Source organism: Alistipes sp. AF14-19 (assembly GCF_003461645.1).
GTDB classification, from domain to species: Bacteria; Bacteroidota; Bacteroidia; order Bacteroidales; family Rikenellaceae; genus Alistipes; species Alistipes shahii.
The window spans coordinates 144,076-169,758 of sequence record NZ_QTXM01000002.1 but is presented as its reverse complement, the minus strand read 5'-3'; the positions used below and the strand labels follow the sequence as shown (position 1 = coordinate 169,758).

Genomic DNA, 25,683 nt, shown 5'->3' with positions numbered 1-25,683 from the left:
GGACATGAAAGAGATACAGCAGGAGATCACCCCGATCACGAACGAGGACCTTTTCATCATCCTCAACCACCCCAACGCGCATTTCGACTATCCGATCCACTGCCATCCGGAATACGAGATCAATCTGGTGATGAACACTCGGGGATCGCGCATCGTGGGCGATTCCACCGAGGATTTCGGTCCGCTGGACCTGGTGATGACCGGTCCCTATGTGCCGCACGTGTGGAAATCGCCCCTGAAAACCAACCACGTCATCACCATTCAGTTCTCGGGCGACCTGATCGACTTCCCGATCGTCAACAAACGCCTGTTTCTCCCCATCCGGCAACTGCTGCTCGACTCCCGGCAGGGGCTTTCGTTCACAGGTCCCGAACAGTTGAGCGTCCGGGACCGGATTCTTGAACTCACGCGCATGCAGGGATTCCAGTCGGCGACCGCTTTTCTGGACATTCTCAACGCGCTGGCCACGGCCAACCGCAAGGTGCTTATGAGCAATCTCTGCGACTCGAAGAACATTGTCCACACCTCCAAATCGCGCCGCATCGCCAAAGTCTGCGACTACATCGAGAAAAACCTCTGCCAGAACATCCGGCTCACCGACGTGGCCGGGTTGGTCAACATGTCGGAATCGGCCTTTTCGCACTTTTTCAAGAAGCGCACGAACATCTCCTACATCACCTTCGTCAACAACATGCGCATCTCCAAGGCCTGCCAGTTGCTTGCCAACACGACGCTCAGCGCCTCGGAGATCTGCTACGCCTGCGGCTTCAACAACAAGTCGAATTTCATCCGCATCTTCACCAAAAAGAAAAACATGACCCCGATCGAATACCGCGAATACATCTCCCAGATGCTCATCAAATACTGATCTACCCTTCATCTTATGAAAAACTTCAAACCAATCCTTACCGCTATGTCCCTCTGCATGGCCCTCGCCGCAGCCGCAGCCCCCGTCCGTCAACACCTGCACGACGACTGGCAGTTCCGTCAGGCGCGGCTCAACAACTGGTATCCGGCCACGGTCCCCGGCACGGTGCACACCGACCTGATGGCCAACCGGATCATCGAAGACCCCTATTTCCGCCTCAACGAGCGCGGCGTACAGTGGGTCGACAAGGAAGACTGGATCTACGAAACGCATTTCGAGGCCGACGCCGGCCTGCTCGCCCGCGAGCGGATCGAACTGGTCTTCGAAGGGCTCGACACCTATGCCGACGTCTACCTCAACGACGAGAAGGTGCTCGCCGCCGACAACATGTTCCGCCGCTGGCGCACGGAGGTCAAACGGCTGCTCCGTCCGGGCGAAAACACCCTGAAAGTCTATTTCCACTCGCCGATCAAGGTCGACCTGCCCAAATACGACTCGCTGCCCTACCGTTACGAGGCCGTCAACGATCAGTCGGCCAACGGCGGGCTTTTCGACAAACGCGTCAGCGTCTTCGCCCGCAAGGCGGGTTACCACTACGGCTGGGACTGGGGTCCGCGCCTGGTGACCTCGGGCATCTGGCGTCCGGTCTATCTGGAGGGCTGGAGCGGCGCCCGCATCAGCGATGTCTTCTACCGCCAGCAGGAGGTTACGGCCAGGCGCGCCCGGGTCGAGGTCGAGGTGGAAATCGCCTCCGCCCGTGACCTGGCGGAAGCCGTAGTCACCGTTGCATCCCCCGGCGAAGGCATCGAAGCCTCGGTCACGGCGCCGCTGCGCTCCGGAATCAACAAGGTAACCGTCCCGCTCGACATTGCCTCTCCGAAACTCTGGTGGACCCGCGAACTGGGCGAACCTCATCTCTACGAATTTCGGGCTTCGGTCGCGGCGGGCGACGCCTCCGACAGCCGGACCACCCGCATCGGGCTGCGCTCGCTGCGCCTCGTGCGCGACAAGGTCGCCGACGGCACGACCTTCTACTTCGAACTCAACGGCGAGCCGCTCTTCGCCAAAGGAGCCAACTACATCCCCTGCGACGTCTTCCTGCCGCGCGTCACGCGCGCCGTCTACGAGAAGACGATCGACGACGCCGCGGCCGTGAACATGAACATGCTGCGCGTCTGGGGCGGAGGCGTCTATGAAGACGATGTTTTCTACGAACTGTGCGATGAACGGGGCATCCTCGTATGGCAGGATTTCATGTTCGCATGCAGCGTCTATCCCGCCGAGGGGGCATGGCTCGAAAACGTCCGGCTCGAAGCCGAAGACAACATCCGCCGTCTGCGCAACCACCCCTCGATCGCCGTATGGTGCGGCAACAACGAGTGCAACGAAGCGTGGTTCGGCTGGGGATGGAACACCCGGTACGCCGAACAGGGGCATCCCGAATGGGACCGGATCATCGGCGACCAGCTCCGCCGCCAATACTACGAAGTGCTGCCCGAAGCCGTCGCCGCCTGCTCGCCCGGCACGCCTTACCACCCCTCGTCGCCCTGGTCGCGTCACGAAGGCACGAGCGAAAACAGCGAAGGCGATACGCATTTCTGGAAAGTGTGGCACAGCCGCGCACCGATCGCCGACTACAACGCCACGCGCAGCCGCTTCTTCAGCGAATACGGCTTCCAGTCGTTCCCCGAATACGCCTCCGTCCTGCGTTTCGCCCCCGAAGAGCGCGACTGGGACATTGAATCGGAGGTGATGATGGCCCACCAGCGCGGCGGCGATTTCGCCAACATGCGCATCCGCCAATACCTCGAAGACGAATACTGGCCCGCACGCGATTTCCGCACGTTCCTTTACATGAGCCACGTTTTGCAGGGCGACGCCATCAAGACCGCCATCGAGGCGCACCGGCGCGACAAACCCTACTGCTGGGGATCGCTCTTCTGGCAGCATAACGACTGCTGGCCCGTGGCTTCGTGGGCCAGCCGCGACTGGTACGGCCGCTGGAAGGCGCAACATTATTTCGCCCGCCCGGCCTTCGACGACATCCTCGTATCGCCCCTTGCCGAGGGAAACACGCTGAACGTCCGCCTTGTGTCGGACCGCCGCAAAACGGTCCGGGGCAAACTCCGGATAACGGTCATGGACATGGACGGCGCCCTCCTCTCGGAAAACACCCGCAGCCTAACCGTCGCACCCAATGCCAGTCGGAATATCTATTCGGCCGACATTTCCGGACTTTTGCACGGTTGCGCCCGCAATCGGGCGATCGTCGTCGCGGAATTCACGACCGACGGACGCCGCTACGCCAACATCGGATATTTCGTCTCTCAAAAAGAGCTTGAGCTGCCCGAAGCCGACATCCGCTGGAGCGTCGGACCTGCGGCGGACGGTTATGAAATTACGCTCTCGAGCGACCGTTTCGTCCGCGCCGTCTGGCTCGCTCTCGACGGCGACGAACATTTCGAGGACAACTATTTCGACCTCGTACCGGGCGTCAGCAAAACGGTGCGGGTCGCAACGACGCTGTCCCGGTCCGAATTCGACCGGCTGCTGCGCATCACCCATTTGCAACAAACCCGATAAACCGACCATATGATTATGAAACGCACATTGCGCCTTTTGCTGACCGTAGGGCTGTCGCTCGTCTGCGTCAGCCTGTTCGCCCAAAAGTTCCCCAACTACCCCATCCCGCAGCAGCCCGATACGCTGCGCATCCTCGGCATCGGCAACAGCTTCACCGACGACGGCATGATGTATCTGCCCGAGCTGCTGGAGGCTGCCGGCATCCGGAACGTCGTGCTGGGGCGTCTCTACATAGCCGGGTGTTCGCTCGAACGCCATTGCCGGGAATATGCCGGCAACGCCCCTGCGTATATCTATTACAAGTCGACGTCCAACCGCTGGGAGACCGTTTCGAAGAAAGCGACCCTGTTGGACGGAATCGCCGACGAACGGTGGGACGTCGTGGTACTGCAACAGGCGTCGGGCAAATCGGGCATCTATCCGACCTATCAGCCCTGGTTCGGCCGGCTGGTCGAGATCGTGCGATGGTGTTGCCCCAATGCCGGAGCCTGCATCGCCTGGCAACAGACATGGGCCTATGCCCGCAATTCGCAGCACCGGGATTTCGGACGATACGAGAAGAACCAGCAACTGATGTACCGGGGAATCGTCTCTTCGGTCGAACAACTCATGCGGGAGACCTCCGTCGAAGTGGTCGTCCCGTCGGGCACGGCGATTCAGGACCTGCGCAACACGGCGCTGTGCGACTCGCTGGACCTGACGCGCGACGGATACCACCTGAATCCCGGGACCGGACGTTACACTGCGGCCTGCGCATGGTTCCAGACGCTCGTGGCCCCGGCCTTCGGGACGAACGTCGCCGGGAACGGCTGCCGTCTGGCGGGAACCCCTCACGAGCTGACGCCCCAGGAGGCCGAAGCCTGTCAGGAGGCGGCCCGCAGAGCCTGCATCCGGCGGTTCTCCGTTTGGACGGAACCTGTCGCCGGCGAGGGCGGGACGGCAGTCCGGTAGCGGTCGGGGGTGGTCGGGGCATTCCGCCATGCAGATATAGGTATCCTGCCATTCGCCGGAGCATTCCCGTTATCTGCCGGATGTGGGTTCGAAGCTCGCCCTGCCCCCTCCCCTACCACCACCAACGAAAAAAGAGGTCTGCAAGGACCTCTTCGAGCGGAAAACGGGATTCGAACCCGCGACCCTCAGCTTGGGAAGCTGATGCTCTACCGACTGAGCTATTTCCGCATTACGGAGTACAAAGTTACTCCGTTTTTTTTATTTGTCAAGTTTTCGGCGGCTGAAAAATGCGCCTACCCCACGATTTTTTTCAGCGACGCGAGGTTTTCGGGGTTTTTCAGACTGCGGCCCTCGGCCGAATAGAGGTAGTCGAGCCGGTTTCGGAAATGCTCCTCGACCTTCCCGCGCACGACCTTCATCGTGCTGTTCACCAATCCGTTCTGCTCCGTGAAAGCCTCGTCGACAATGGCCAGTCCCGCAGGCAGCCACCGTTCCGGAAACTCCCCGGCATAGGTTCCTCCGGCGCGGTAACGGTCGATCTCGGCGCCGAGAATCTCCGCTGCGACGTTTGCGCGCTCCGCTTCGGGCGTCCTGCGGGCCTCCAGCTCGCGGCGCAGCGCCTCGCGGTTGGGAACCACGATCGCCCCCGTAAACGGGCTTTGGTTGTTGTGCACGATGATCTGGTCGATGTAGGGCGATTTATCCACGATCGCCTCCTCCATTCCTTCGGGGCTGTATTTTTCGCCGTCCGAAGCGATCAGCAGGCTCTTGAAACGTCCCAGCACATAGAGGAAATCATCCTCCGAGACGTAACCCATGTCGCCCGTGTGGAGCCACCCGTCGCGCACGGTTTCGGCCGTGGCCCCGGGATTCTTCCAGTAGCCGGCCATGACGTTCTCGCCGCGGACGACGATTTCGCCCTTCTGCCCGCGGGGAACCTCGCGGCCCTCCTCGTCGAGGATCTTCAGGTCCAGCGGAATGAGTATCTTGCCCGACGATCCGAACCGGTGCCAGTGATGTTTGGGCGAGTTGGTCGAAATCACGGGCGTCGCCTCCGAAAGTCCGTATCCCTGGAACATCGGGATTCCGATGGCGTAGAAAAACCGCTGCAACTCCGCGTCGAGCAGCGCACCGCCCCCGACGAAGAATTCGAGATGGCCTCCGAACGCCTGCCGCACCTTGCGGAACAGCAGCGCGTCGAAAATCCCGACGACGGGGGCCAGCACGATGCGCCATCCGCTGCCCCTGCCATACCCGTCGCTGTTGTATGCGTATGCCGTGCGGAGCGCGAGGTTGAAAAGCGCCTCGGTGAGTCTCCCCTTGGCCCGTATGGAGCTTTCGATGTTTTTCCGGAAGTTCTTGGCCAGCGCCGGGACCGACAGCAGGAAGTGCGGCTGCACCTCGCGGATGTTCTGCGGGATGTTCTTGAGCGTCTCCATCGGCGTCGCTCCGATCTGCACCGTGGCCACCGAGGCTCCGCAGGCGATCATGATGTAGAAACCCACGACGTGGGCGAAACAGTGGTCGAGCGGCAGGATGATCAGCGTGCGGAAATGCGGCGGAATGTCGACCCGCGACAACGCCTGCTCGACGTTGGCCGTGTAGTTGCGGTGGGTCAGGATCACGCCTTTGGGGTCCGACGTCGTGCCCGAGGTGTAGGTGATCGTGGCGTAATCGTCATTCCGGATCGCCTGCCCGATCTCCATGAACTCCTCCTTGTTCTTGGCGAGGTATTCGCGGCCCAGACGCTTGAGCGTCCCGTAGGCCGTCTCCCCGGATTCCAGCGGAATGTGTCCGAGGACGATCACCTGCTCCAGCTGCGGCAGTCCGGCGCGGATGCGGCGGATCTTGGGCAGCTGGTGTTTCGACACGAAAACGGCCTTGACCTCGGCGTGCCGCATGCGGAAGAGGAGGTCGTTCGACTCTTCGAGTTTCACCGACAGGGGCACGCTGACCGCCCCGGCGTAGAACAGCCCCAGTTCGGAAATGATCCATGCGTTGCTGCCTTCGGCCAGTATCGCCACCTTGTCTCCGGGGCGGATGCCGAGCGCGGCGAGTCCGGCTCCGGCTTCGAGCGCCTGCTCGCGGGTCTCGGCATAGGTCGTAGGCTCGAATTTGTGATGGCGTTTTTCGAGCAGGAAGGTCTTGGCCCCGTATTTCCGCACGGAGGCCTCGAAGAGGTCGATGATGGTCTTTTTCATGGTTCTTAATCCATTTTCAGCACGGCGAGGAATGCCGACTGGGGAACTTCGACGTTACCGATCTGGCGCATGCGCTTCTTGCCCTTCTTCTGTTTTTCGAGCAGCTTGCGCTTACGCGAAATATCTCCGCCGTAGCACTTCGCCGTCACGTCCTTGCGCACGGCCTTGACCGTTTCGCGTGCGATGATCTTGGCGCCGACGGCGGCCTGTATGGCGATGTCGAACTGCTGGCGGGGGATCAGCTCCTTGAGCTTTTCGCACATCTTGCGTCCGAAATCGTAGGCGTGGTCCGTGTAGGTGAGCGACGAGAGGGCGTCGACCGGCTCCCCGTTGAGCAGGATGTCGAGCTTGACGAGTTTCGAGGGCTGGAATCCCGTGCGGTGGTAGTCGAACGAGGCGTATCCTTTCGAGATGCTCTTGAGCTTGTCGTAGAAGTCGAAGACGATCTCCGAGAGGGGCATGTCGAAATTGACCTCCACGCGGTCCTGCGTGATGAATGTCTGGTTCTTCATCACCCCGCGCTTGTCGATGCAGAGTTTGATGACGTTGCCCAGAAACTCCGACTTGGTGATGATCTGCGCGAGGATGTAGGGTTCCTCGATCTTGTCGATCTTTGTCACCTCGGGCAGTCCCGAGGGGTTGTGCACCTCGACCACGTCGCCCTGCGTCGTGGTGATGCGGTACGACACGTTGGGCACGGTCGTGATGACGTCCATGTCGAATTCGCGGTACAGCCGCTCCTGAATGATCTCCATGTGCAGCAGCCCGAGGAATCCGCAGCGGAACCCGAATCCGAGCGCCAGCGAGCTTTCCGGCTCGAACGTGAGCGAAGCGTCGTTGAGCTGCAATTTTTCGAGCGACGCGCGCAGGTCCTCGTACTGGTCGGCCTCCACCGGGTAGACGCCCGCGAAGACCATCGGCTTCACGTCCTCGAATCCGGCGATGGCCTCTTTGGCGGGGTTGGTCACCGAGGTGATCGTGTCGCCGACCTTCACGTCCGACGAGGTCTTGATCCCCGAGCAGATATACCCCACGTCTCCGGCCCTGATCTCCTGTCGGGGCTGCATCTTGAGTTTCAGCACGCCTATTTCGTCGGCGTCGTACTCGCTGCCCGTGTTGAAAAACTTCACGTGGTCGCCCTTGCGCAGCGTGCCGTTGAAGACGCGGAAATAGGCGATGATTCCGCGGAAGGGGTTGAACACCGAGTCGAAGATCAGCGCCTGCAACGGCGCGCTCTCGTCGCCCGTGGGAGCGGGAATGCGGTTTACGATCGCTTCCAACACCTCTTCGACGCCCAGTCCCGTCTTGCCCGATGCCAGCAGAATATCCTCCTCCCTGCATCCTATGAGGTCGATCACCTGATCCTTCACCTCGTCGATCATCGCCGAATCCATGTCGATCTTGTTCAGCACGGGGATGATCTCCAGGTCGTGCCCCACGGCGAGGTAGAGGTTCGAAATCGTCTGCGCCTGAATGCCCTGCGTGGCGTCGACCACCAGCAGCGCCCCTTCGCACGAGGCGATTGCGCGCGACACTTCGTACGAGAAGTCGACGTGTCCCGGGGTGTCGATCAGGTTGAGCGTGTACCGCTGTCCGTCGCGGGCCGTGTACTCCATCTGGATGGCGTGGCTCTTGATGGTGATTCCCTTTTCGCGTTCGAGGTCCATGTCGTCGAGCACCTGCGACTGCATTTCGCGCTGGTTGAGCGTGTTGGTCTTCTCCAGCAGACGGTCTGCAAGTGTCGATTTGCCGTGGTCGATGTGGGCTATGATGCAGAAATTTCGGATGTTTTTCATATATAAGGGTAAAATCTTCGGCAAATATACATAAATTTTTGAATATATCGGAGGGCTTCCGTTTGCCGGAATGGCACAAATTGCTTATATTTGCGACTTCAACAAGTTAGGTTAAAGATGTTAAGCAGACAAATCGCATCCAAGCTCCGGGGCTACGAGACCCCGTTCTACCTCTATGACATGGCGCTGTTGCGCCAGACCCTCGAAAGCGTCGTCTACGAGTCGAAGAAATACGGCTACAAGGTCCACTACGCCATCAAGGCCAACTACGACGACCATCTGCTGGCGGTCATCCGCGAATACGGGCTGGGCATCGACTGCGCCTCGGGCAACGAGCTGCGCAAGGCCGTCGAGGCCGGATTCGACCCCAAGGGCATCGTCTATGCGGGCGTGGGCAAACGCGACAAGGAGCTGAAATACGCCATCGAGCAGAACATTCTGGCCATCAACTGCGAGTCGATTCAGGAGCTGGAGCTGGTCGACGCCCTTTCGGCCGAGGCGGGCAAGGTGACCGACATCGCGCTGCGCATCAACCCCGACATCGACCCCAAGACCAACCATTGCATCGACACGGGCCAGGCGGACAGCAAGTTCGGCATCTCCTACGAGGAAGTGCTTGAGCACGCCGCGGAGATCCGGTCGCTCAAAAACGTCAACATCATCGGACTGCACCTGCACATCGGATCGCAGATCCGCGAGCTGCATGTCTTCGAGAACATGTGCAACAAGGTCAACGTCATCGTCGAGAACCTCGAAAAACTGGGCTGCAAGTTCCGTTTCGTCGACGTGGGCGGCGGCCTGGGCGTCAACTACGACGTTCCCGAGAACGAGCCGATCCCCAACTTCGCGTCGCTGTTCTCGATCGTCCACAACCACCTGCGCATCGGCGACCGCGAGGTGCACTTCGAGTTCGGGCGTTCGATCGTCGCCGAATGCGGCGAGCTGATCACGACGGTGCTGTTCAACAAGACCACCGCCACGGGCCGCAAGCTGGTGATCGTCGACGCTTCGATGACCGAGCTGGTCCGCCCGGCGATGTACGGTTCGTACCACAACATCGAGAACATCACGGCCAAGGACGACGAGGTGCGCGAGAAATACACGGTTGTCGGCACAGCCTGCGAATCGACGGACGTTTTCGACGAGAACGTCACCCTGCGCCGCACGCACCGGGGCGACCTGCTGACCATCAAGTCGGCCGGGGCCTACGGCATGTCGATGGCTTCGCGCTACAACCTCCACGATCTTCCCGGCGCCGTTTACAGCGACGAAATCAAATAGATAAAGGCGGCTCCGGCCGCCTTTCCTCATCGCTATGTGGCTCACTTTGGCATTCACCTCGGCGGCGCTGCTCGGCTTCTACGATGCGGCCAAGAAAAAGGCCCTCACCGGCAACGCCGTGCTGCCCGTGCTGTTGCTCAACACGCTCTTTTCGACGCTGTTCTTCCTGCCCGCGATCCTCTCGGCAGAGTTCGGCCTCGGATGGTTCGACCATACCCTGCTGGCGACGGCTCCCGGCACATGGGAGGCCCACGCCCTGGTCGTTCTGAAATCGGCCATCGTGCTCACTTCGTGGATTTTCGGTTACTTCGGCATGAAGCACCTTCCGATCACCATCGTCGGGCCGATCAACGCCACGCGCCCCGTTATGGTGCTCGTCGGGGCGTTCGTGATCTTCGGCGAGCGTCTCAACGCCTACCAGTGGACCGGCGTTGCGCTGGCCCTCGTGTCGCTCTTCCTGCTGAGCCGTTCGAGCCGCCGCGAAGGGGTCGTCTTCACCCATAACCTCTGGATTCTGTTCATTGCCCTGGCGGCCGTGACGGGCGCCGTCAGCGGGCTGTACGACAAATATATCATGGCGCGCCTCGACCCGGTTTTCGTGCAGAGCTGGTATAACCTCTACCAGCTCGGGATGATGTCCGTCGTGGTCGGCATCCTCTGGTGGCCCCGGCGGCACGCCACCACCCCGTTCCATTGGAGCTGGGCCATTCCGCTGATCTCGGTGTTCCTTTCGCTGGCCGACTTCGCCTACCTGTTCGCCCTGCGCGATCCGGACGCCATGATCTCCGTGGTCTCGATGGTCCGCCGCGGCTCGGTCGTGGTGTCGTTTCTCTGCGGCGCGGTGCTGTTCCGCGAGCGCAACCTGCGCTCGAAGGCCGTCGACCTGGCCTTTATCCTCGTCGGCATGTTCTTCCTCTGGCTCGGTTCCCGCCCCGCTTAAGAAGCGGGTTTTAGGGGGCGATGGAATGTCTCTCTGGTCTCCCGCCCCGTTCTGTGCCGCCCGCTTAAGAAGCGGGCTTTAGGGGGCGATGGAATGTCCCTCTGGTCTTCCGTCCCGTTCTGCGCCGCCCGCTTAAGAAGCGGGTTTTAGGGGGCGATGGAATGTCTCTCTGGTCTTCCGACCCGTTCTGCGCCGCCCCGCTTAAGAAGCGGGTTTTAGGGGGCGATGGAATGTCCCTCTGGTCTCCCGCCCCGTTCTGCACCTCCGGCGCAAAACAAAAAGCGAGACCCGAAAGTCTCGCTTCTCCTATTTTGAGCGCAGCTTCAGATAAGATGCTCCAACTGGTTGATCGTCTTGCGGATTTCCTCATCGCTCGGCGAGAAGTCCTTCAATGCTCCGGCCAGATACTGCTCGTAGGCGTAGAGGTCGATCACGCCGTTGCCCGAGAGGTTGAACAGGATGGTTTTCGACACGCCTTCCTCCTTGGCTTTCAGCGCTTCGCGGATCGTCGCGGCGATGGCGTGCGTCGACTCCGGAGCCGGGATGATGCCCTCGGTCTGGGCGAACAGAACGCCTGCGGCGAGGGTCTCGACCTGCGGCATCGACTGCGCCTCGATCAGCCCGTCCTTCATCAGCTGGCTGACGATCGAGCCGGCTCCGTGGTAGCGCAATCCCCCGGCGTGAATGTCCGACGGCTGAAAATCGTGGCCCAGCGTGTACATCGGGATCAGGGGCGTGAATCCCGCCACGTCGCCGAAGTCGTACTGGAATTCGCCGCGGGTGAGTTTCGGGCATCCTTCAGGCTCCACGGCGATCACGCGTATCTTCTTCCCCTCGGCGAAATTCTTCCGCAGGAACGGGAAGCCGATGCCCGCGAAGTTGCTGCCGCCTCCGAAACATCCGATCACCATGTCCGGCTCGGCGTCGGCCATCTCCATCTGCGTCACGGCCTCCTGGCCGATGACCGTCTGGTGCAGAACCACGTGATTCAGCACGCTTCCCAGGCAGTAGCGCGTGTCTTCCGGACGGCGCAAAGCCATCTCCACGGCCTCGGAAATGGCCAGCCCGAGGCTTCCCGAACAGTGCGGATCGCGCTCCAGCGCCGCACGGCCCGATTCGGTCAGCGTCGAGGGCGACGCCACGCACTCCGCGCCCCACGTGTTCATCATCAGGCGGCGGTAGGGCTTCTGGTCGTAGCTGACCTTGACCATGAATACCTGGAGGTCGATGCCGAAGTGCTTGGCCGCGAAGGCGATCGACGCGCCCCACTGTCCGGCGCCGGTCTCGGTGGTCAGGTGCTTGATGCCCTGTTTGTAGTTGTAGTAGGCCTGCGGCACGGCGGTGTTGGGCTTGTGCGAACCCGCGGGCGACACGCTTTCGTTCTTGAAAAAGATCTTCGCGGGCGTTCCGAGGGCCTTTTCCAGCCCCGTCGCGCGCACGAGCGGCGTCGGGCGCCATATCCTGTAAATCTCCTGCACCTCCTCGGGAATGTCGATGTAACGCTCGGTCGACATCTCCTGGTCGATCAGTTCCTCGGCGAAGATCGCCGACATCTGCTCCTTCGTGACGGGCTTTTTCGTTCCGGGGTGCAGCGGCGGGAGCGGTTTGTTGGGCATGTCGGCCACGATGTTGTACCATTGCGTGGGCATCTGTTTTTCGGTGAGGCAGAATTTTTTCGTTTCCATAATGGGTATCGGTTTTTGAATTTGAAATGTACAAAAGAAAAAGCCCGCTGCTTACTTTTCGTAAACAACGGGCTTGTGTATTTTTCGGGGTTCAACTATACACGCGCGGTTCCGCACTCATTGTTCACGAGAGTCAACGAGCGCCACCACCATGCCTGTATGTTGAAATTGCGGATCATCTTTCAGCTTTGTTTCTGCAAATATATGCGGTCGGTTCGTAAAATGCAAATTTTTTACGAATTATTTTCGACACCTATATATGTAAGGATTTTTTACCGTACTTTGCGGAAAAATTTATATTTTTGCATGATTATCCGCAAATTCAAAACTTAACGATATGAATATTTCGTATAACTGGCTCAAACGTTATATCGCGACCGATCTTCCGGCCGAAAAGATCGCTGAAATCCTGACGGACATCGGCCTCGAAGTCGAAGGCTTCGAGAAGATCGAAACCGTGAAAGGCGGCCTTCGGGGCGTTGTCGTCGGCGAGGTTGTGACCTGTGCCGATCACCCCGATTCGGACCACCTGCACGTCACCACGGTGGACGTGGGAGCCGCCGAGCCGTTGCAGATCGTCTGCGGCGCCGCGAACTGCCGGGCCGGATTGAAAGTCCTCTGCGCCACGGTCGGCGCGGTGCTCTACCCCGACGGCGGCGACGAGGAGTTCAAGATCAAACGTTCGAAGATCCGCGGCGTGGAGTCGCTCGGAATGCTCTGCGCCGAAGACGAGCTGGGCATCGGGTCTTCGCACGACGGCATCATGGAGCTTCCGGCCGACGCCCCCGTGGGCATGGAGGCCAGGGAATACCTGCATGTCGAGGACGACTACCTGATCGAGATCGGACTCACGCCCAACCGTGTGGACGCCGCTTCGCACATCGGCGTGGCGCGCGATCTGGCCGCTTACCTGAAGAGCCGCGGCGAAAATGCCGAAGTGAAACTGCCCGATGTTTCGGCCTTCGCTCCCGACAATCACGACCTGGAGGTGGCGGTCCGCGTCGAAAATTCCGAGGCCGCGCCCCGCTATGCCGGCGTTACGGTCACGGGCTGCAAGATCGGTCCGTCGCCCGAGTGGATGCAGAACTGCCTGCGTGCCGCGGGCATCAATCCCAAGAACAATCTGGTCGACATCACCAATTTCGTGTTGTTCGAGCTGGGCCAGCCCCTGCACGCCTTCGACGCCGCGAAGATCGAGGGCCGCGAAGTCGTGGTCCGCATCTGCGCCGAGGGCACGCCCTTCGTGACGCTGGACGGCGTGGAGCGCAAACTCACGGACAAGGACCTGATGATCTGCTCGGCCGAGCGTCCCATGTGCATCGCCGGCGTCTTCGGCGGACTGGACTCGGGCGTGAGCGACACCACGACCGACGTATTTATCGAGAGCGCCTATTTCAACCCCGTGTGGGTGCGCAAGACGGCCAAGCGTTTCGGCCTGAATACCGACTCTTCGTTCCGCTTCGAGCGCGGCATCGACCCCAACATGCAGGTCTACGCCGCCAAGCGCGCCGCCCTGCTGATGAAGGAGCTGGCCGGGGGTACGATCTCCAGCGGCATCACGGACATCTATCCGGAGCCGATCGGGGATTTCGTCTTCGACATCTCGTTGGCAAGGGTCAACGCGCTGATCGGCAAGGAGATTCCCGAAACGGTCGTCCGCACGATCATCGCGGCGCTGGAGGTGAAGATCCTCGCCGAGAAAGACGGCGTGCTGACGGTCGCCGTGCCGCCCTACCGTGTCGACGTGCAGCGCGAAGCCGACCTCGTGGAGGACATCCTGCGCATCTACGGCTACAACAACGTCGAAATCCCCACGCAGGTCCGTTCGACGCTCTCCTATGCGCCGAAACCCGACCGCAACCGTCTGATGAACCTCGCGGCCGATTTCCTCACGGCCAACGGGTTTACCGAGATCATGTCCAACTCGCTGACGAAAGCCGCCTATTACGAGGGCCTGACCTCCTGCCCCGCCGAGCGTTGCGTGCGTATTCTCAACCCGTTGAGCGCCGACCTGAACGTGATGCGCCAGACGCTGCTGTTCAACATGCTGGAGGCCGTCGGTCTGAACGCCAACCGCCGCAACGGCGATCTCTGCCTCTACGAGTTCGGCAACTGCTATTTCTACGACGAGTCGAAGCGCACGGACGAAAACCGCCTGGCGGCCTACTCCGAGGAGTACCGCCTCGCCATCGCCGTCACGGGCGTCTCGACGCCGCAGTCGTGGAATGCGAAGCCCGTGAAGGCGTCGTTCTTCACCCTGCGCGCAGTCGCCGAAAAACTGCTCCGCCGCTTCGGCGTCGACATCTACGCGCTGAAGGCCGAGACGCTCGAAAGCGATCTTTTCAGCGAGGGCCTCACGCTGTCGCTCAATGGCAAACAGTTGTTGCAGATCGGCTCCGTGGCCGCCGCAATCCGCCGCCGTACCGATGTCAAGCAGGATGTGTACTATCTGGAGATGAATTTCGAGGCCCTTGCGAAATCCACGAAGAAGCTGAAGATCGCCGCCGGGGAACTGTCGAAATTCCCCGAGGTCAGACGCGATCTGGCGCTGCTGGTGGACAAGTCCGTGACCTTCTCCTCACTGCGCGACGCAGCCTTCGCCGCCGAGCGCAAGCTGCTGAAAAGCGTCTCGCTGTTCGATGTCTACGAGGGCGACAAGCTTCCCGAGGGCAAGAAATCCTACGCTTTGAGCTTCATTCTGGAGGACAAGACCCGCACGCTGGACGAGCGGACCATTGAGCGTGTGATGGCGAACCTCACCCGGCAGTTCGAGCAGAAATGCGGCGCGCAGGTCCGGGCCTGACGAAATTTCAGCAACCGAAAGACCGCCCGGCCCCATCGGAGCCGGGCGGTCTTCCTTAAAATACGCCGATGCGACGATTTTCCAGAATATTTGCGTGGACGACCCTGTTCTTCGTTGCGGGAGCCGTGCTGTTCTTTACCAAAGCCGCCGCGCTTCCCTATAAGGTCGCCTGGCCCGTCCTGCTGCTGTCCCTGGCGACCTTCCTGTCGCGGCGCCGGGAACTGCTCCCGTTCGGGTTCGCCTTCCTGTTTTCCGCCGCCGGGGATGCCGTGGGCGCCAGGGGGCTGTTCATTCCCCAGATGGCCTTCTTCGCGCTGGCGCATGTCGCCTATGTGTGCTGGTTCCTGCCCCGGGCGCGGCGCAGGCTCCGTGCGGTTTCGCTGGCCGTCACCGTCCCGCTGCTCGTCTTCCTTTTCGCCGCCATCGTCCCCGAGGCCCCGTTTCCGGCCGAACGCATCGGCGTCGCCGTCTACGGGCTGGTCATCGCCGCAATGCTTTATAGCGCGCTCCAGTACGACGGGGCATGCGCCGCCGGATTCAGGTGTGCGGCCCTGCTGTTCGTCTTTTCCGACGCGGTGATCGCCTGGAACCGCTTCATCGGACCGGTTCCGGCCCGGACCTGGATCGTTATGATCACCTACTACCTCGCGCAATACCTCTTTTTCCGCTTCGCCTTCAAAACCGCGGCCCGGAACTGACGCTTACAGCGCCGGTTTCACCTGCGGCGGCTGGATTGTGACGTAGGGCGTGCCGTTGTCGTCGCACGTCGAGACGATCCGCACGGCCTTCACCGGACGCCCGGGGCGCAGCGTGATGCTTCCCATCTCCAACTCTCCCGCCCGCTCGAACGTCGCGCCGTCGTACGACACTTCGGCGTAACCCGTCGTCACGATCGTCTTCGGCAGCTGGCGGTTTCCCGTCTGCAAATACATTTCGCGGCACCTCACCGGCTCGCTGAACGTGTAGCGTATCCAATCCTGCTGCCGGCAGGCGCGGCGCGTACGCGAAAGGCCCTTGTAGCTCTCGGCGTTGGCATAGGGGAACTTCGCGCTCTCGCCCATCGAGGTCGTGATCGCCACGGCGGGCGTAATGGTCCGCCAGCGAGACTTGTCGGCCACGTAGGGGCTGCGGGCGGTGCCGTAGCGCGAATAGAAGCGGTAGAGATGCGGTTTTCCGGTGCGGACCGGAGCCGTGTAAGGGTGTTCTTCCGGAGAGCCGTCCATAAGGTAGTAAATCGCGGAGCCGTCGTCCGCCGAAGCGGTGAACGCGCCGTCGCCGTAGCCGACCTTCGGCGGGAAGAGCCGGAACCGGATGCCCATGGCCGCCATCCGGTCGTAATGTTTTCCTTTCAACTCCTCGTAACAGGCGTCCCACCCTTCGGCGTTGCCGCTCCAGGCGATGCGTGCGAGGGCGCAGACGCGCGGAAAGAGCATATAGTCGAGGTAGTCGGGCTTTTCCGGCTCGTGCGAGACGTAGGCTTCGCTGAAAAACGCCCCCTGCAACCCCTCGACGTTGCGCATCTGTTCGGGGCTGAACTCCGTGAAGCCGAAGCCGTAGACCTTTTTGGCGTCGAAGATCGCCGCCCAGTCGTGCCCGTCCTCGCGGGGCGACTGGCGCATGTCGAAATAGAAGTACTGGCCCGGCATCACGACGGTGCGGTAACCCTTCGCCGTGGCGTCGAGACAGGCCTTGACGCTCTCCCAGCCGTGCACGCGGCACTCCCGGGCGAAGGCTCCCGTGCGCACGGCCTCGTTCCACACGGCGGGCCGTTTGCCGTGCGAACGGAGGATTGCGGCCATGCGCTCCATGAAGAGGTCCTCCAGCCGGTGCGGGTCGGTCATCCCCTCCCGTTTCATCAGCGCCCGGCAGTCGGGACACCGCTCCCACTGCGACATGTCGACCTCGTCGCCGCCCACGTGGATGTACTCCGAGGGGAACAGCTCGCACAGTTCGCCCAGAATGTCGCCCAGCAGCGCGTAATTCTCCTCCCGGGCCACGCACCATGCCGAACGGTAGTCGTAACCGTTGGTCGACACGGTGTCGGGCGGATAGTTGCAGCGGATTTCGGGATGCACCGACGCGATGTTGCGGCTGTGGCCCGGCAGGTCGATTTCGGGAATGATCTCGATATTCCGCAGGGCGGCGTAACGGATCAGCTCGCGCATCTCGCTTTGCTTGAAGTAACCTCCGTATTTCTCTGACCACTTGCCGTATACGGGTCTCACGGGCGAGTCGCCGCCGCGGAAGCCGCCGATCTCGGTCAGCTCGGGGTGCGAACGGATCTCGATGCGCCACCCCTCGTCGTCCGAAAGATGAAGATGCAATTTGTTGATATTGTGGTAGGAAAACAGGTCTATATAACGTTTCACTTCATCCATTCCGATCCACGTCCGCGCCACGTCGAGCATCATCCCCCGATAGCCGAACCGCGGCTTGTCCTCGATCCTGACGCAGGCGATGCCGGTTCCCGGGGCGATCCCCCTGCGGGCGTAGACTTCGGGCGGCAGCAGCCGGAACAGTTGTTGCAGTCCGTTGAAAACCCCGCCGCAGGTGGAACTTCCGATCTGGATGTGGTCGGGCGCGATGTCGAGGGTGTAAGCCTCCGACGGCTCCCCGTCCGGGGCGTCGAGCGTCAGCACGACGGAGCCTTCCCCCGCCATGCCGTTGCGGACCCCGCACCCGAGGTATTCGGCGGCGTATTCGGCCAGGGGGGCCAGTTCGCGGTCGGCGGAGATTGTCGTTCCGGGACCGAACGTGAAGATCCCTTCGCGGGGCGTCGTCTTTTCCGGGGCGGGTTGCGCCGCGGCGGTGCACAGGCCGCAAAGGGCTGTTGTCAAGAGGATCAGAAGTCGTAATTTCATGCGACGTGAGGATTTTGTTTCCCGCAAAGTTACTTTTTTTCCGCCGAATGTGCTACCTTTGCCGGAGTAAAACCACGGTTTTAGCGGGCGGACGGCGGCGAATCACGGACAGACTCCGCTTCTGCGCCCGGTGTGAAAAAATAATTTGCGACATGGAAGATAAACGTCTGAAGGCCACGGCCCGTCTTTTGGAGGTGATGAACACCCTGCGCCGCGAGTGCCCCTGGGACCGCGAGCAGACATTCGACTCGCTGCGCAGCAACACCATCGAGGAGACTTACGAACTGGCCGATGCCATCACCGACCACAATATGGAGGGCATCAAGGAGGAGTTGGGCGACCTGCTGCTGCACGTGGTGTTCTATTCGAAACTGGGCGAGGAAGAGGGCGCGTTCGATTTCGGCGACGTGGCCGACGCGCTGTGCGACAAGCTGATCTACCGCCACCCTCACGTCTACGGCGACATTCACGCCAACACGCCCGACCAGGTCAAGGAGAACTGGGAGGCGCTGAAACTCCGCAAGAAGAACCGCCGGAGCGGCACGCTGGGCGGCGTTCCGCGCTCGCTCCCGGCGATGGTCAAGGCCTACCGCATGGGCGAAAAGGCCGCCGGGGCGGGTTTCGATTGGGAGCAGAAGGAGGATGTCTGGGACAAGGTCCGCGAGGAGCTGGGCGAAGTGGAAGCCGAGATGAAATCGGGCAGCAAGACCGACCTCGAAGGCGAATTCGGCGACCTGCTGTTCGCGCTCGTCAACGCCTGCCGCCTCTACGGCGTGGACCCCGAATCGGCGCTGGAACGCACGAACAAGAAGTTCATCCAACGCTTCAATTACATGGAGGAACGCGCTGCTGCAAAAGGACATACGTTTCACGAAATGTCGCTCGGCGCGATGGAGGAGCTGTGGCAGGAAGCCAAGAGAAATTAAGAATTAAAAATCAGAAATTCAGATATGGCGCTTATACGAAAAGTCCGCGGGCATGAGCCTGTGATCGGAGAGAACACCTTTCTGGCCGAAACGGCCGTCATTCTGGGCGACGTGACCATCGGCCGCGACTGCTCGATCTGGTACAACGCCGTGCTGCGGGGCGACGTGAACCGGATCGTCATCGGCGACCGCACGAACATCCAGGACGGCGTGGTGCTCCACACCATCTACGACAAGGCGAAGCACCCTTCGCAGACGATCATCGGCAACGACGTCTCGGTGGGCCACAACGCCATCATCCACGGCGCGGTGATCGGCGACAACTGCCTGATCGGCATGGGCGCCACCCTTCTGGACAACGCCCGCATCCCCTCGGGGTGCATCATCGCGGCCAACGCGCTGGTGCTCTCGAACGCGCAGCTGGAACCCAACTCGGTCTATGCGGGCGTCCCGGCCAAAAAGGTCAAGGAGGTGACTGCGGAGCAGCGCGAGGAGATCATCCGCCGCACGGCCCACGACTATATGCTGTACGCCTCCTGGTACGGCGAGCCGGAAGAGTGACCGGTTTCCGTGCGGCACGGCAGGACGCGGCCGGAAACCGCGTTCGCAGGCCCGTCCCGCTCCGGATCCTCCCCGGAAGAGACCCGAGCCGCCGTAGGCGGCGGCTACGACCGTCCGAAGCGAAATCCGGTAATTTTTAGTTAGAGCGATAACTACCCTATATGAAACTGCAATCGAAATACGCCGATCTGGTGCTCAACCTGTTGGTTGCCGTGGCGATCAGCCTGGTGGTCAATTTCTCCTACGTGCTGCTGATGCTCGTGGACCTGAACAGCGACAGCCAGCCCCGCCCTTCCGACCAGAGAGCCGTCGAACGGCCCGACGAGGGCGTGCTTTCGGTCCACCCCGACGGCTACGGGTATCTGGTTTACGAGAACGGCGACAGCGTCTACGTGCCCACGCGGCGCATGCGGTGGCTGGAGATCGCGCCCGGCGACCGGATCGTCGCGGACCTGATGCCGCCGCGCTCCGAGAAGGCGCATCCGATGCTGGCGGAAATCCGCACGCGCAACGGCGCGGAGTTCGATTACAGCAAACTTTACAACGGGCCTTCGAAGATGACGGAACTGCTCCTGCAACTGTTCTACTACCTCGTCGTGTCGTTCGTCATGCTCTCGATCCTCACCTCCGTCAGGCGCAACTACTCCATGTCGCGCTTCGTGCGCCGCTGCCTGTGGTGCTGCGTCGCGGCGGCCGCGCTCTACTGCGTGGCTCCCGTCACGGAGTGGCACACGGGGCGCATCGGGCTGAACTTTATGAGCGGGCGGATGTTCGACTACATGCTGCTGCTCAAATGCTCGTTCGCCGTGGTGGCGTCGATGCTCTACGGGCGCATCTACGTGCTGATTTCCCAGCGGCAGGCCGTCGTCGTCGAGAACGAGCGGCTCAAGAACGAAAACCTCACCACGCGTTACAACATGCTCGTCGGGCAGATCAACCCCCATTTCTTCTTCAACTCGCTCAACTCGCTGGCGATGCTCGTGCGCGAGAAGCACGACCAGAAGGCCCTGACCTACATCGACCAGCTTTCGTACACGTTCCGCTACATCATCCAGAACGGCCAGAGCATGCTGATGACCCTCGACGAGGAGCTGAAATTCCTGGAGGCTTACAGCTACCTTTTCAAGATACGCTACGCCGACAAGCTCTTTTTCGACATCGACGTCGACGAGAAATACCTCGGGTGGAAACTCCCGGCCTTCTCGCTGCAACCGCTGATCGACAATGCCGTCAAGCACAATTCGATCACCCGCACCAAGCCGTTCCACATCTCGGTCCGCACCGAAGAGGGGCTGCTCGTGGTGTCGAACCCCAAGGTTCCCAAACTCGAACCCGAACCTTCGACCGGCATCGGGCTGGAGAACCTGCGCAACCGCTGGAATCTGATCACGGGCAGCGACATCGAAATCGTCGACGACGGCGCCACCTTCTCCGTGCGCATGCCGCTGCAAAATCCCTCCGTATGATGAAAGCCCTGATTATCGAAGACGAAACCGCCGCCGCGCGCAACCTCGCGGCGATTCTGCGGCAGACGGCTCCCGACGTGGAGATCGTGGCGACGCTCGAGAGCGTCGAGGAGAGCGTCGAATGGCTCCGTTCGAATCCCCACCCCGACCTGCTGTTCATGGACATCCACCTGGCCGACGGCGATTCGTTCCGCATCTTCGACGCCGTGGAGATCGCAGCCCCGGTGATCTTCACGACGGCCTACGACCAGTATGCACTCGAAGCTTTCAAGGTCAACAGCATCGACTACCTGCTCAAGCCGCTCAACGCTTCGGATGTCGGCCGTGCGCTGGCCAAGCTGCACCGCCTCACGTCGGTTGAGCGCAGCGATTACGGCTCGCGGGTCCGCACGCTGGCCGCCAGCCGCCGCGAGGAGGTTTTCCTGGTGCATGTGCGCGACAAAATCATCCCGCTGCACCGCAGCAGGATCGCCTACTGCTACACGTCGAACGAGAAGGTCACGGCCTACGGTTTCGACGGCGCGGCCTACCCGCTGGACAAAACCCTCGAAGCGTTGCAGGGACTGCTTCCCGAGTCCGAATTCTTCCGGGCCAACCGCCAGTTCATCGTCGCGCGGCAGGCCGTGAAGGAGATCGCCGTGTGGTTCGGGAGCCGTCTCACGCTGCACCTCACTGTCGAAACGCCCGAGCGGATTGTCATTTCCAAAGCCCGCGTTCCCGAATTCAAGGCGTGGCTGCGGTCGCTTCACCCTGTCGAATAGGCGGTTGACCCCGCCGTTCTGCCGTTTTACCCGGGGCCTGGCTCCGGGTTTTCGTTTTGGCGTTACCTTTGCATCAGGAACTCCGGGAAACCGGATTGCCGGAAAACAAAAAAAGTGATGCACAACCAAATTCGAAAAATTATGAAAAAGAGGATTTTTGCAGTTGCCGCAGCCCTCTGCCTGATGGCGGGAACGGGCGCTTTCGCACAGGAGGCCAAGCCGGCCGCCGCTCCCAAGGAGCGTCCGACCGTGGAACAGATGGCGCAGCGCATGACCGAACGCATGCAGAAGGAGCTGAAGCTCACCGATGCGCAGGCCAAGGAGGTTTACAACCTGAATTTCCAGCAGATCAAGGAGATGCAGGCCATGCGCGAGAAGATGCGGGAGGCGCGCAAGGCCGAGGCCGAAAAGATGAAGTCGATCCTGACGACCGAACAGTTCGTGCAGTGGTCGCAGATGCAGGCTCCGCGGCCCGGCCAGCGCGGTCATGGTCCCCAGATGATGAAAAAAGGCGACCGTCGCGGAGGCGGCAAGGAGTGCTGTGACAAGCCCTGTCCGAAGAAGGACAAGAAGGGAAAGGAGTGAGGTTAGGTCTCTTGAGGCTTGTTACGGCCGGGGCGTCGGTTTGGTCGACTGACGCCCTTTTTTTGCCGATTCGCCCCGTGCGGGGCGCAAAACAAGCATAAAAAGAATTAACTTTACGCCCGTTTTCAACGCCGCCCGGGCTTAAGAAGCCCGACTTACGGGCGGATGGGACGGGAAACGCTATCGGGCCGGTTCTGCGCCCGGACTTGAGAAGCCCAATTTACGGGCGGATGAAACGGGAAACGCTATCGGGCCGGTTCTGCGCCCGGGCTTGAGAAGCCCGCTTCATGGGGCGGGCGGAACGGACGCGCGTTTTCAGCCGGTTCGCCGCCGAAAAAGAGATACACACAAACAGAAGATATGAAACGAACACTACTGACTACCCTGCTGACGCTTTTCGCCGCCGCGGCATTCGCCCAGAGGGGCGGCGTCACAGCCACGGTCGTCGACGCCGACACCGGGGAGAGCGTCGTCGGAGCGGTGCTGACGCTCACGCCTGTGAAAACCCCGGAGAAGAAACAGTATTTCACCTCGGCCTTCAAGGGTGCGGTGTCTATTCCGTCGCTCGCCTACGGCGAATATTCGCTTTCGGTGGCTTTCCTGGGCTACAACAACCTCGACACGACCTTCCGGGTCTCGGCTTCGAAGGTCAGCCTCGGACTGCTGAAACTCAAGCCGGGCGTGCAGATCGAAACGGTCGTCAAGGAGGCCAAGGCGCTGCGCACCTCGCAGAAGGGCGACACGGTGAGCTACAATGCCGGAGCGTTCAAGGTCGTGGCCGACGCCGATGTCGAAGGGCTGCTGAAGAAGATGCCCGGCATCACCGTCACTGACGGCACGGTCGAGGCGCAGGGCGAGACGGTCAAGAAGGTCTTCGTCGACGGCAAGGAGTTCTTCGGCGAGGATGTCACCACGGCCATCAAGTCGCTTCCGGCCGAGGCCGTCGATCGCGTGGAGGTCTACAACAAACTCTCCGACGCGGCCGAATTTTCGGGCATGGACGACGGCGAGGGCTACAAGGCGCTCAATATCGTCACCCGTCCGGGCATGCGGCAGGGCCAGTTCGGCAAGCTCTACGCCGGATTCGGCTACGACGCCGACACCGAGACCGAAGACAAGTTCAAATACATCGCCGGCGGCAATGCCAACGTGTTCAGCGGCGACAGCCGTATTTCATTCATCGGCCTGTTCAACAACGTCAACCAGCAGAATTTCTCGTTCGAGGACATTCTGGGCGTCTCGGGCGGCGGTGGCGGACGTCGCGGCGGCATGGGCAATTACATGGTGCGCCCGCAGAGCGGCGTGGCGTCGGTCAACGCCATCGGCGTCAACTACTCCGATACGTGGGGCAAGCGCAATCAGGTGACGTTCCAGGGCAGCTATTTCTTCAACAACACCAATACCGAGAACCGTTCGACGGTGGAGAAATGGTACGAGGCCCCGATGATCCCCGATACGCTGTCGACCAACGGCTATTCCGACACGAAGGGCTACAACCACCGGTTCAACGCCCGTCTGGAGTGGAAAATCTCCGAGAACCAGAACCTGATGATCCGCCCGCGCTTCAGCTACCAGTCCAACGATCCGTGGAGCAGCACGACCGGATGGCAGTACGGCGCACCCGCCGACGGCGGCAGCGGTTACAGCCGCACGGACAACTTCAGCGACGCCCTGCGCCACGGCTACAACGTCGGGACGAGCGCCGTCTACCGGGCCAAGCTGGGCAAGAACGGCCGCACGATCACCCTTGACGGATCGTTCAGCTACTCGGACAACACGAACAATTCGAACTCGTGGTCGAACATCCTCGCAACCCAGCCCGACCGGCCGGCGGTCGACCCGGTGACCGGCGTCTGGGACCCGGCGAACTACACCGAACTGCGTTACCTGCGCAACCTGGCGCCGTCGTCGTCGTACAGCCTGCGGGGCAGCTTCACCTACACCGAGCCGGTGGCCAAATACGCGCAGTTGAGCTTCCAGTACCGTGCGTCGTACAACTCGCAGGAGCGCGACAAGCGTTCCTATATCACGGGCGACGATTTCTCGACCGCCGGACTTACCCCCGACCGTTCGCTGTCGAACTCCTACGAGAGCGGCTACCTGACGCAGAGCGTGGGGCCCGGATTCCGTTTTTCGAAAGAGCGCAACACCTTCATCGCCAACGTCTACTACCAGCGTTCGGCCCTCGACGGACAGATCGTGCGCGACGATGCCGAGAAGATCAAGCACGCCTACAACAACGTGACCTATTTTATGATGGGCCAGCTGAACATCAACCGCGAGAACTCGCTGCGGCTCTTCGTCTCGTCCTACACCGACAGCCCGTCGATCACCGACCTGCAAAGCGTTTACGACGTATCGGACGCCCAAAACATCAGCCACGGTAATCCGAACCTGAAGCCGACCTACTCGCACCGGGTGAATTTCCACTACACCAACTCCAACGTCGAAAAGGGCCGGACCTTCATGTGGATGTTCTCGATGAACACGACGCTGGATTACACGGCCCAGCATCTGGTGCAAAGACCCGGTGACATCACCATCGACGGACAGGCCTATTCGCCCAATTTCTACTCGACGACCGAGAATCTCGACGGTTACTGGCAGTTGCGGACGCACTTGAGCTACGGCCTGCCGATCGGGTTCCTCAAATCGAATTTCAACGTCATGGCGGGCGTCATCTACACCAAGACCCCCAGCATACTGGGCGGTACGGTGGACGCGGCGACGGGTATGATCTCGGGCGGCGAGCGCAACGACACCAAGAATATGGGATACGACTTCCGGGCCGTGCTGGGCAGCAACATTTCGGAGAACGTCGACTTCACCCTCTCGTGGAACGGCACCTACAACGAGGCCACCAACTCGCTGAACGCGGACAAGTCGAAGAACCGCTATTTCAACCACACGGCGCAGGGCAACCTGAAGGTGGTCTTCCCGCTGGGCTTCACCTTCACGGCGAGCGCGGCCTACTCGCAGTATATCGGCTTCACGAACGATTACTCGGAGGATTACCTCCTGTGCAACGTCTGGCTGGGCAAGAAGGTCTTCAAGAACAAGCGCGGCGAAGTGATGTTCGGCGTCAACGACCTCTTCAACCAGAACCGGGCCTTCTCGCGCTCGACGGGTTCGGGCTACACGCAGAACTCGACCAACAGCGTCATCGGCCGCTACTATATGGTGCAGTTCAACTACAACCTGCGCCGTTTCGGCAAGAAGGGTTCGCGCAATATAAAGGATTACGACGGTGTCGAGTCCTCCTCCGGTTCCCGCCGCATGGGACCCGGCGGGCCGGGCGGACCTCCTCCGGGGATGTTCCACGGACCGCGGTAAACCGGTCCCGGGCCGGATTGAGCAGGTTGACGAGAGCGATCTCCGTCAACCTGCTTTTTTTCAGGTCTCCGGCAGCGGAAAT

General features: G+C 61.1%; 17 protein-coding genes and 1 tRNA gene. 13 read left to right on the top strand and 5 right to left on the bottom strand.

All coding sequences use genetic code 11. The features are described from left to right. Positions 1–4: 4 nt before the first annotated feature. Genes DWW03_RS02945 through DWW03_RS02935 form a run of 3 tightly spaced genes read left to right on the top strand, consistent with a single transcriptional unit; the run spans position 5 to position 4,402 of the window. On the top strand, positions 5–868 hold the full coding sequence (locus tag DWW03_RS02945) for an AraC family transcriptional regulator (protein ID WP_015546132.1): 864 nt from the start codon (positions 5–7) through the stop codon (positions 866–868). A 45-nt stretch (positions 869–913) separates the two neighbouring features. Then, on the top strand, positions 914–3,451 hold the full coding sequence (locus DWW03_RS02940; RefSeq protein WP_118406273.1) for a beta-mannosidase: 2,538 nt from the start codon (positions 914–916) through the stop codon (positions 3,449–3,451). A gap of 15 nt (positions 3,452–3,466) precedes the next feature. Continuing rightward, on the top strand, positions 3,467–4,402 hold the full coding sequence (locus tag DWW03_RS02935) for a DUF4886 domain-containing protein (protein WP_022061976.1): 936 nt from the start codon (positions 3,467–3,469) through the stop codon (positions 4,400–4,402). A 155-nt stretch (positions 4,403–4,557) separates the two neighbouring features. Here DWW03_RS02935 and DWW03_RS02930 read toward each other — a convergent pair. From DWW03_RS02930 to lepA, 3 genes are all read right to left on the bottom strand, one after another. Then, a tRNA-Gly gene (locus DWW03_RS02930) sits at positions 4,558–4,630 on the bottom strand. Positions 4,631–4,695: 65 nt separating this feature from the next. Then, on the bottom strand, positions 4,696–6,603 hold the full coding sequence (locus DWW03_RS02925; protein ID WP_118406272.1) for an AMP-dependent synthetase/ligase: 1,908 nt from the start codon (positions 6,601–6,603) through the stop codon (positions 4,696–4,698). Between the two features lie 5 nt (positions 6,604–6,608). After that, the gene (gene lepA / locus DWW03_RS02920) at positions 6,609–8,399 is read right to left on the bottom strand and encodes a translation elongation factor 4 (protein WP_015546128.1); all 1,791 of its coding nucleotides are present in this window, start codon (positions 8,397–8,399) and stop codon (positions 6,609–6,611) included. A gap of 117 nt (positions 8,400–8,516) precedes the next feature. Here lepA and lysA point away from each other — a divergent pair, with 117 nt between their 5' ends. Together lysA and DWW03_RS02910 are read left to right on the top strand one after the other, a co-directional pair. After that, positions 8,517–9,680, top strand: a complete 1,164-nt coding sequence (gene lysA, locus DWW03_RS02915; protein ID WP_015546127.1) for a diaminopimelate decarboxylase — start codon at positions 8,517–8,519, stop codon at positions 9,678–9,680. A 34-nt stretch (positions 9,681–9,714) separates the two neighbouring features. Beyond that, the gene (locus tag DWW03_RS02910) at positions 9,715–10,620 is read left to right on the top strand and encodes a DMT family transporter (RefSeq protein WP_015546126.1); all 906 of its coding nucleotides are present in this window, start codon (positions 9,715–9,717) and stop codon (positions 10,618–10,620) included. Positions 10,621–10,943: 323 nt separating this feature from the next. Here the strand turns inward: DWW03_RS02910 and DWW03_RS02905 are convergent, their stop codons facing one another. Next, complete coding sequence (locus DWW03_RS02905) at positions 10,944–12,305, bottom strand: TrpB-like pyridoxal phosphate-dependent enzyme (protein WP_022061979.1); 1,362 nt, start codon at positions 12,303–12,305, stop codon at positions 10,944–10,946. 337 nt (positions 12,306–12,642) lie between these two features. On the opposite strand from DWW03_RS02905, the gene pheT reads away from it, so the two are divergent. Then, a complete protein-coding gene (gene pheT, locus DWW03_RS02900) occupies positions 12,643–15,108 on the top strand; it encodes a phenylalanine--tRNA ligase subunit beta (protein ID WP_022061980.1) in 2,466 nt (821 codons plus the stop codon). 68 nt (positions 15,109–15,176) lie between these two features. Next, on the top strand, positions 15,177–15,806 hold the full coding sequence (locus DWW03_RS02895; protein ID WP_022061981.1) for a lysoplasmalogenase: 630 nt from the start codon (positions 15,177–15,179) through the stop codon (positions 15,804–15,806). A gap of 3 nt (positions 15,807–15,809) precedes the next feature. On the opposite strand, the gene DWW03_RS02890 is transcribed toward DWW03_RS02895, so the two are convergent. Continuing rightward, positions 15,810–17,969: a beta-N-acetylhexosaminidase gene (locus DWW03_RS02890; RefSeq protein ID WP_118406271.1), complete on the bottom strand. Its 2,160-nt coding sequence runs from the start codon at positions 17,967–17,969 to the stop codon at positions 15,810–15,812. Positions 17,970–18,121: 152 nt separating this feature from the next. Between DWW03_RS02890 and mazG the strand changes: the two genes are divergently transcribed. The 6 genes from mazG (at position 18,122) to DWW03_RS02860 (ending at position 25,601) form a co-directional block, all read left to right on the top strand. Next, entirely contained in the window at positions 18,122–18,895 is a 774-nt protein-coding gene (mazG, locus tag DWW03_RS02885; RefSeq protein WP_022061983.1) for a nucleoside triphosphate pyrophosphohydrolase, read from the top strand. A gap of 24 nt (positions 18,896–18,919) precedes the next feature. After that, positions 18,920–19,456 carry a gamma carbonic anhydrase family protein gene (locus DWW03_RS02880; RefSeq protein WP_022061984.1) on the top strand — a complete coding sequence of 179 codons (537 nt, stop codon included), beginning with the start codon at positions 18,920–18,922 and terminating at the stop codon, positions 19,454–19,456. A 161-nt stretch (positions 19,457–19,617) separates the two neighbouring features. Continuing rightward, positions 19,618–20,922 (top strand): histidine kinase, encoded by a 1,305-nt coding sequence (locus DWW03_RS02875; RefSeq protein WP_015546123.1) that lies wholly within the window; start codon positions 19,618–19,620, stop codon positions 20,920–20,922. Further along, positions 20,922–21,683 carry a LytR/AlgR family response regulator transcription factor gene (locus DWW03_RS02870; RefSeq protein ID WP_044054682.1) on the top strand — a complete coding sequence of 254 codons (762 nt, stop codon included), beginning with the start codon at positions 20,922–20,924 and terminating at the stop codon, positions 21,681–21,683. The genes DWW03_RS02875 and DWW03_RS02870 overlap by 1 nt, the downstream gene beginning before the upstream one ends. Positions 21,684–21,824: 141 nt before the next feature. Continuing rightward, entirely contained in the window at positions 21,825–22,268 is a 444-nt protein-coding gene (locus DWW03_RS02865; RefSeq protein ID WP_229108395.1) for a DUF4890 domain-containing protein, read from the top strand. Positions 22,269–22,628: 360 nt separating this feature from the next. Continuing rightward, entirely contained in the window at positions 22,629–25,601 is a 2,973-nt protein-coding gene (locus DWW03_RS02860) for a TonB-dependent receptor (protein WP_118406269.1), read from the top strand. The last annotated feature ends 82 nt before the right edge of the window (positions 25,602–25,683 follow it).

Excerpts from the sequence above, each read along its gene's own strand:
- DWW03_RS02865 (WP_229108395.1), top strand. The coding sequence starts at position 21,825 with ATGAAAAAGAGGATTTTTGCAGTTGCCGCAGCCCTCTGCCTGATGGCG.
- DWW03_RS02890 (WP_118406271.1), bottom strand. The coding sequence starts at position 17,969 with ATGAAATTACGACTTCTGATCCTCTTGACAACAGCCCTTTGCGGCCTG.
- DWW03_RS02945 (WP_015546132.1), top strand. The coding sequence starts at position 5 with ATGAAAGAGATACAGCAGGAGATCACCCCGATCACGAACGAGGACCTT.
- DWW03_RS02895 (WP_022061981.1), top strand. The coding sequence starts at position 15,177 with ATGCGACGATTTTCCAGAATATTTGCGTGGACGACCCTGTTCTTCGTT.
- mazG (WP_022061983.1), top strand. The coding sequence starts at position 18,122 with ATGGAAGATAAACGTCTGAAGGCCACGGCCCGTCTTTTGGAGGTGATG.
- DWW03_RS02925 (WP_118406272.1), bottom strand. The coding sequence starts at position 6,603 with ATGAAAAAGACCATCATCGACCTCTTCGAGGCCTCCGTGCGGAAATAC.
- DWW03_RS02905 (WP_022061979.1), bottom strand. The coding sequence starts at position 12,305 with ATGGAAACGAAAAAATTCTGCCTCACCGAAAAACAGATGCCCACGCAA.
- lysA (WP_015546127.1), top strand. The coding sequence starts at position 8,517 with ATGTTAAGCAGACAAATCGCATCCAAGCTCCGGGGCTACGAGACCCCG.
- DWW03_RS02870 (WP_044054682.1), top strand. The coding sequence starts at position 20,922 with ATGAAAGCCCTGATTATCGAAGACGAAACCGCCGCCGCGCGCAACCTC.
- DWW03_RS02860 (WP_118406269.1), top strand. The coding sequence starts at position 22,629 with ATGAAACGAACACTACTGACTACCCTGCTGACGCTTTTCGCCGCCGCG.
- DWW03_RS02880 (WP_022061984.1), top strand. The coding sequence starts at position 18,920 with ATGGCGCTTATACGAAAAGTCCGCGGGCATGAGCCTGTGATCGGAGAG.
- pheT (WP_022061980.1), top strand. The coding sequence starts at position 12,643 with ATGAATATTTCGTATAACTGGCTCAAACGTTATATCGCGACCGATCTT.
- lepA (WP_015546128.1), bottom strand. The coding sequence starts at position 8,399 with ATGAAAAACATCCGAAATTTCTGCATCATAGCCCACATCGACCACGGC.
- DWW03_RS02875 (WP_015546123.1), top strand. The coding sequence starts at position 19,618 with ATGAAACTGCAATCGAAATACGCCGATCTGGTGCTCAACCTGTTGGTT.
- DWW03_RS02910 (WP_015546126.1), top strand. The coding sequence starts at position 9,715 with ATGTGGCTCACTTTGGCATTCACCTCGGCGGCGCTGCTCGGCTTCTAC.
- DWW03_RS02940 (WP_118406273.1), top strand. The coding sequence starts at position 914 with ATGTCCCTCTGCATGGCCCTCGCCGCAGCCGCAGCCCCCGTCCGTCAA.
- DWW03_RS02935 (WP_022061976.1), top strand. The coding sequence starts at position 3,467 with ATGAAACGCACATTGCGCCTTTTGCTGACCGTAGGGCTGTCGCTCGTC.